Here is a 6,793-nt window from a genome sequence, read left to right on the forward strand (position 1 = left end):
CTATCTTTACAATCTAACGATCTACCGATAAATTTACGTCAATTGATAAAAAGTATATTGAATATTCTGAATTATTTTTATAAAATTATTTTTTACAACTTATTACAATTAAACTTTGTTATGATTGATTTTATATAAACTAAATAAAGGAGATTGTGATATGATAATTCTGAAAAATGAAAAAGTTACGAAACTATTAAATGAATGGTATAAAGTTATTCTATCTAAGCAAATAACAAAAGCGACAAGAATGAAAGAAGAAGTTGATGAAAAGATTAGTGTCTTAATGGTCGAACAAAACCGAGATCTACAAGATCAAAATCTCTTATTGTATTATTCTCTATTGGATTATAGTTATAAAGTGTTAATAAATAAATCATATGTAACTCGTAGTGATTTTGATGCAGTTGAAAAACTTACAACAAAAACTATTGATGAGTATTTAAAATACTACTACCATTTCTATAAAGCTGTGCATAACACCATGATTGCTAACTATATGGAGGCTATGGAGCAATTTGAAGAAGCTGAACGATTTTTAGAGTATATTCCTAATGACATTGAAAAAGCTGAATTTAATTATAAACTTGGTGAACTATATTACCATCTTCAACAACCTTTATTAACAATTAAGCATGTTATGAAAGCAAAAGACATATACAAAAAACATGAAGATTATGTAATAAATCAAATTGAATGCGATACAATCTTGGGATTGGCAAGTGTCACTTTAAGTCAGTTTGAACAAGGCGAAGAACTTTTTGTTAAGTGTTTGGATATGGCTAAAAAACATAACTGCACTCGACTAATTACCTTAATCCAGTACAACTTGGGTTTCCTTTATGCAAAACAAGGTATATCCGCAACTGCAATTCGATATTTAATGGATGTATATAAATCTGAAAAACCATATCATAAAACTGTATTCTTACTGGCTCGAGAACATTTCAAAGTAAATGAAATTGAAAAAGCACAAGAATTTTTGACTCAAGGTTTTGAATTAGCTGATGTTGAATATACACATCATTTACGAATACTTCGAGCACAATATGATGAAAATTATAAACAGAATCTAGAAACAACGATTGCAGATGGACTAGATTACTTTGAATCCCAAAAACTTTATGGCTTTATTGAAGAGTACTCTGGAATTTTAGCGAAAAAACTTTATCAAGAAGGTAATCATGAGAAAGCTAGCCAATATTTTAATATATCTTATGATGCTAAAGAATTACTTCAGAAGGGAAGTGCGTTAAAATGAAAAAAGTACTAATGGGATTTTTTAGTTTTGCTGCTATTTTAACTATTGGAAGTTTTGCAGAATCTTATACATCACAAGCTGATCATGGTAGACCGCCTGCACCACAACGACCAGATTATGTTTCTAGTTATGAAAATACGGTTGACGGAAACACTGGATTGGTTTCTCTTGACCACGGGAGACCGCCTGCACCAGCATACGAATACGGTGATGTTTATACTGATCATGGAGAACATATTTAAATACCTAAAAAAGAGGACGCTGTGGCGCCCTCTTTTTTGTAATATCATACATTACCATTACGACCATATTAATTTAGAAATACCATAAGTAGCAGCAGGAAGAAAACACTTTTAAAAGTTCTTCCAGAGGATATTTTAAAAAGTAAAGAACAAATGAGAAAGTAACTCTAGATCGAAGGGTTACTTTCTCATTTTATATCAACGAATTCTTCAAAGTTCAATCGTGTATTTAAGCCAAAAGCATCCGTGTAATGTACCGTATTGCTTTGCTTATCAATATCGATAACAGTAATGTATTCATCATGGATAAATCCATCACGATAGTATGAAATAAATATTTCTTTTGTTTCGTGAAGAGATTCCATTAACGCTCTTTCTATTCGTTCCATAGTATCTTGTGTTAAAAAAGGTTTAGGTACTTTATATTGTTCCTCAAATATTCTATGTATTTCCTCGTATTGCTCTGGCATCGAAGCAAACGGGTTCCATTTCACCATACCTCTTCCACGTACTGTAGGAAAGCCGTTATATTCCATGATGTAATACCTCACTTTTGTTTTTTTAACTCTATTATAAACGAACATACGTTCTTTTTGAAGCGTAAAAAGTGTCATAAACAGTCGTTTATGGCACTTAGTTGGTTACACTAATTCACTAAATATATCGTCTTTTATTTAATATATATTTTTGAAAAAAATTACCATTTACACGTAATCAGTATTAGTGTATTATTCATCTAGTACACTAATACTGAGGAGGGAAGAAATGGAAAATAAGTTTTCTCCTAATATCCCGATTTATATTCAGGTAATGGAATACATAAAAAAGGAAATTGTAACAGGTCGTTTAGCGCCGGGTGATAAAATACCAGCTGTACGCGAACTAGCCAGTGAATTACAAGTGAATCCAAATACGATTCAACGAACATTTCAAGAGTTAGAACGAGAAGGTATTGCTGTGACAAGAAGAGGAACAGGGAGATTTGTAACGAGTGAAGGAGAAAAGATCACTGAACTACGCAAAGAAATGGCAACAGAGTTGCTTGATAATTTTATAAATGGAATGGACAATTTAGGATTTACAAAAGAAGAAATTCTTCCAATCCTCCATTCTGCATTAGAAAAGAAAAGGAAGGAAAACGAATGACAGAGTTATTAAAAATTGAAAATCTGTGGAAAAGATATAACTTAAAAACAGTACTTCAAGATTTAAGTGTAACAATTTCTGAAGGGAAAATTATTGGTCTCGTTGGTGATAATGGTAGCGGAAAAACGACATTATTAAAAATGATTGCTGGTTTTCGTTATCCTTCTAAAGGAACTATCACAATTGAAGGTCAGAAGGTAGGAATAGAAACAAAGAAAATTGTTTCATTTATGCCTGATAGTCCTGTTTTTGACGAGTGGATGACGATAAAAGATGCTGTAACTTTCTATCGGAATTTTTATCCTGATTTTGATTTCAATCAAGCAATGGAATTAATAACTGAATTTAAAATGCCATTAGAGGAGCATATAGCTGCTCTGTCAAAAGGGGAAGTGGAAAAATTACAACTTATATTAACTTTCTCCAGAAAAGCAAAGTTATATATATTAGATGAGCCCTTGGGTGGAATTGATCTTGTTTCTAGAAAGCATATACTGGATTTAATTCTTAAATTTTACCGAGAAGACTGTACTATTCTTATTTCAACTCATTTAATAGAAGAAATTGAAAATATATTTGATGAGGTAATCTTTTTAAAAGACGGAAATATTGTATTACATGAAAATGTAGAAGAAATTCGTTTTCATCAAGGTAAAGCAGTGCATGAATTGTTTAGGGAGGTTTATAAGTAATGAATTCACTTTTTCACTATTTATATAAGTGTAATAAAAGAAGCATAGCTATTCTTTATTTTGTTTTTATAACTTCTTCGTTGCTTCTTTTATTTCATGTGAAAGGTTCAATTCAAATAACGAATTCGGCTAGACAGGATTTAACATTGGTTATTTTTTTAATTTTATTATCTATAGCTTCTTTCTACGTATTTGTACTAGCGTTATCATCTTTCAACAAAATGATAAAAAATTCTATGATACGTTGTACAGCTATCACATCTCAAAAACATATATATGCAAATTTATTTTTCTTTACACTTGTATTTCTAATTTTATTAGTAATTGGACTGATTTTTTTATATTATCTTTCCTTAAGTATTGATGGTGTAAAAATAATGGATGATAGTTTTCAACAGGAGTTTTATGAGTTATTTAAATACGGAATCTTTCACCATGTCTTTGCCGTTTTTTTATGGGGAATCGATTTCATGTATTTGTTAGTTTCTGGTTATTTCATCATAGTTATTACAAACCAGTTTCCTGTTAAGGAATCCATAGGAAGGAAAATTTTCTTTATCGTTTTCTTTTTTATTTTCATAGCTGTTCAAACAGCATTAATGGATGTTCTGGGTGGATTAGAGAGATATATAATTACGATAAAAAAGAATGGATTTATTGATCAAAATGGATTTATTGAGACGTCTTTTTATCCAAGTGAAATGAGTACTATTACAGACCAAAGTTTTACCTGTTTGTTAATAATTCTCCTCGTAGCCATTACTGGACGCATTATAGATAAGAAATTAGAGTTATAAAAATTTTGTTTAATTCAAGATACATTTTAGGAGGAACTAATGAAAACATCTAATCCAATGCTAAAAAAAGGATACCTTTAAAAAAGAGCCAACAAACACTTCTACGATGACCATTGGTGGAACCGTAAGAAATACATTTGTTATGCTTATTTTACTACTTGCAGCGTCTGTCTATTCATACTTACAGATGATGCAAGGTTCAATGAAAACGTCAGTATTAATTGGAGTAGCAATAGTTAATATAGTAGTTGCATTTTTAGCTATATTTATCCCTCGTATATCACCAATTTGTGCACCGATTTATGCTGTAGTGAAAGGGATTGTATTAGGAAGTATTTCAGCATATTATACAATGCGTTTTGGGGATTCTATTCTTTTAACTGCTGTATTATTAACCATTTCGATTTTATTTGCAATGCTAGTATTATATGCTACTCGTATAATAAAAGTAACTGAAAAATTCCGTACTGTTTTAACAGCTGCAACACTTGGCATTTTAATTATGTATTTGATTGTCTTCTTGCTAAACACGTTTGTTTTGACTGTTCCATACATTCACCAAGGTGGGACAATCAGTATCATTATTAGTGCCGTTGTGATTGTCGTTGCTGCATTAAATCTATTACTAGATTTTGATTCAATTGAAAATGGTGTACGTAGTGGGGCAGCAAAACATATGGAGTGGTATAGCGCAATAGGGCTCATGATGACATTAGTATGGTTATACCTTGAAATTCTCCGTTTTGTTTCTTACTTTATGAAAAACGAAGAATAGAAAAAATCCTGCATGTTTGAAACATGCAGGATTTTTTTGTATCTCGTAATATCAATTAGATCACGTTAGCCAGTGTAGATATTTTGAGATGTACGTAACCTAATATTAATATTACAAGAAAAAATTTCCTATTATATTAAGGGGCATTTATATAATAGGAAATTGTCATCTGGTTCTATAAGTAGATAATTATATATTGATTTTCATATTTATAAATGTTAGTGTAAATATACACCGTTTCTTATTTATCTATGAGTACTGTCTGTAGAACGAATAGAATAATTTGAAAACAATCCCCTTTTGCATTCATATGCAGAAGGGGATTGTTATTTTTATGAGATTTAAATTTACTTTTAGATAATGCCTTTAATATTGGATGTATGATTTTACTCAACAAACGAAATACGTTGAAAATAGACACCATAGTCTTCATAGTAATATCCCAACTGTCATACCTTTTAAATTTGAAATCCTCTTCACTTCTGTTTCTTTTCTTTCATTATTTATGCCCCTTTTAGGAAGTATTGTAATTAATTAACATAGTGTACCATAAAATAAATTACGAATATGAGATATACAAATTCCCTATATTTACCGTTGAATTCATTTATTGTATTAATGAAGAAAATGATATACATGCTTGGAAATGAAAATAAATTTACAGTCTGCGAAATGGACATATAATAGAAGGAAAAAGAAATATTTATATTGTCATCACCATGTTGGAGTCAACCTATTGCTCCCGTTTTATATCAAAGTACCAGCCTTTAATTAACAATTATATCCATTGCGGAAAAATAAGATAGGCTTTAACATTTACCAGTATTTAAATGCCGAAAATTGTTTAAGGCATTTTTTAACCAAATTTAAGAGGAGCATACAATGAACAAATTAAAAAGGTTATTGAAACGTAAAGCGACTTGGATAATTCTTATCCTATTCGTATTTGTTTATGTAAATAACAGTTCTTTTTTTGCTAAGAGGGACGATGGAACTCCTCTTCTTCTTGCTCACCGAGGACTTTCGCAAACATTTAGCATGGAAGAGATTGAGAGTGATACATGTACAGCAGAACGTATAAATAAACCTGAACATTCTTATTTAGAAAATACAATTCCATCTATGGAAGCTGCATTTAAAGCTGGAGCTGATCTAGTAGAGTTTGATGTTCAACCAACTAAAGATAATAATTTTGTTATTTTTCATGACTGGACTCTTGATTGCCGTACTAATGGTAAAGGTGTTACATGAGATTTTACAACACAAGAATTACAAGCACTTGATATTGGTTACGGTTATACAGCTGATGGGGGTAAAACATTCCCGTTTCGTGGCAAAGGGATTAATCTTATGCCAACACTTGATGAAGTACTTACCCATTTTCCAGACCGTTCTTTTCTTATTCATATTAAAAGTGATGATGAAAATGAAGGAATCCAATTGGCTACTTACCTCAAGAAATTACCAGTGAAGCGCCTTAATCAACTGACTGTATATGGTGGCGATAAACCAATTGCTGAGATAAAAGAGCGCATCCCTGGTTTACGAATAATGTCAAAAGCGACCATGAAAAAAGATCTTATTACTTATATGGCATTAGGGTGGACTGGCTACATACCTTCAAGCCTGAAGCATGGAGAATTACATATACCAGACAAAGTAGCTCCTTGGCTTTGGGGATGGCCAAATCGTTTTCTTAATCGAATGGATAAAGCAGATACTCGAGTTATCATTGTAGGAGGAAATGGGTTTGGGTTTTCAAGTGGATTTGACTCACCTGAAGATATAAAACGCCTTCCTGATGATTATACAGGTGGAATTTGGACAAATCGCATTGATAAAATAGCACCTGTATTTAAGAAATAAGGGATAATATAACA

6 protein-coding genes and 2 pseudogenes are annotated in these 6,793 nt (G+C 31.2%); 7 read left to right on the forward strand and 1 reads right to left on the reverse strand.

Annotation, left to right across the window (positions count from 1 at the left end):
* The first annotated feature begins 160 nt into the window (after positions 1 to 160).
* Entirely contained in the window at positions 161 to 1,261 is a 1,101-nt protein-coding gene (locus AC2CGR_RS23825) for a response regulator aspartate phosphatase (protein ID WP_484481284.1), read from the forward strand.
* Positions 1,258 to 1,503 carry a hypothetical protein gene (locus tag AC2CGR_RS23830; RefSeq protein ID WP_429795116.1) on the forward strand — a complete coding sequence of 82 codons (246 nt, stop codon included), beginning with the start codon at positions 1,258 to 1,260 and terminating at the stop codon, positions 1,501 to 1,503. Before AC2CGR_RS23825 ends, AC2CGR_RS23830 begins: the two co-directional genes overlap by 4 nt.
* Positions 1,504 to 1,691: 188 nt before the next feature.
* On the opposite strand, the gene AC2CGR_RS23835 is transcribed toward AC2CGR_RS23830, so the two are convergent.
* The gene (locus AC2CGR_RS23835; RefSeq protein ID WP_484481285.1) at positions 1,692 to 2,039 is read right to left on the reverse strand and encodes a YolD-like family protein; all 348 of its coding nucleotides are present in this window, start codon (positions 2,037 to 2,039) and stop codon (positions 1,692 to 1,694) included.
* 229 nt (positions 2,040 to 2,268) lie between these two features.
* Between AC2CGR_RS23835 and AC2CGR_RS23840 the strand changes: the two genes are divergently transcribed.
* From AC2CGR_RS23840 to AC2CGR_RS23860, 5 genes and pseudogenes are all read left to right on the forward strand, one after another.
* The gene (locus AC2CGR_RS23840; RefSeq protein WP_484481286.1) at positions 2,269 to 2,649 is read left to right on the forward strand and encodes a GntR family transcriptional regulator; all 381 of its coding nucleotides are present in this window, start codon (positions 2,269 to 2,271) and stop codon (positions 2,647 to 2,649) included.
* Complete coding sequence (locus AC2CGR_RS23845; protein WP_484481287.1) at positions 2,646 to 3,341, forward strand: ABC transporter ATP-binding protein; 696 nt, start codon at positions 2,646 to 2,648, stop codon at positions 3,339 to 3,341. Before AC2CGR_RS23840 ends, AC2CGR_RS23845 begins: the two co-directional genes overlap by 4 nt.
* A complete protein-coding gene (locus AC2CGR_RS23850; protein WP_484481288.1) occupies positions 3,341 to 4,138 on the forward strand; it encodes an ABC transporter permease in 798 nt (265 codons plus the stop codon). Before AC2CGR_RS23845 ends, AC2CGR_RS23850 begins: the two co-directional genes overlap by 1 nt.
* A gap of 39 nt (positions 4,139 to 4,177) precedes the next feature.
* Positions 4,178 to 4,913, forward strand: a pseudogene (locus AC2CGR_RS23855) (Bax inhibitor-1/YccA family protein).
* An 882-nt stretch (positions 4,914 to 5,795) separates the two neighbouring features.
* Positions 5,796 to 6,779 (forward strand): annotated as a pseudogene (locus AC2CGR_RS23860) (glycerophosphodiester phosphodiesterase family protein).
* The last annotated feature ends 14 nt before the right edge of the window (positions 6,780 to 6,793 follow it).

The sequence above is a fragment of the Bacillus sp. LSHTCR4 genome, assembly GCF_057197025.1.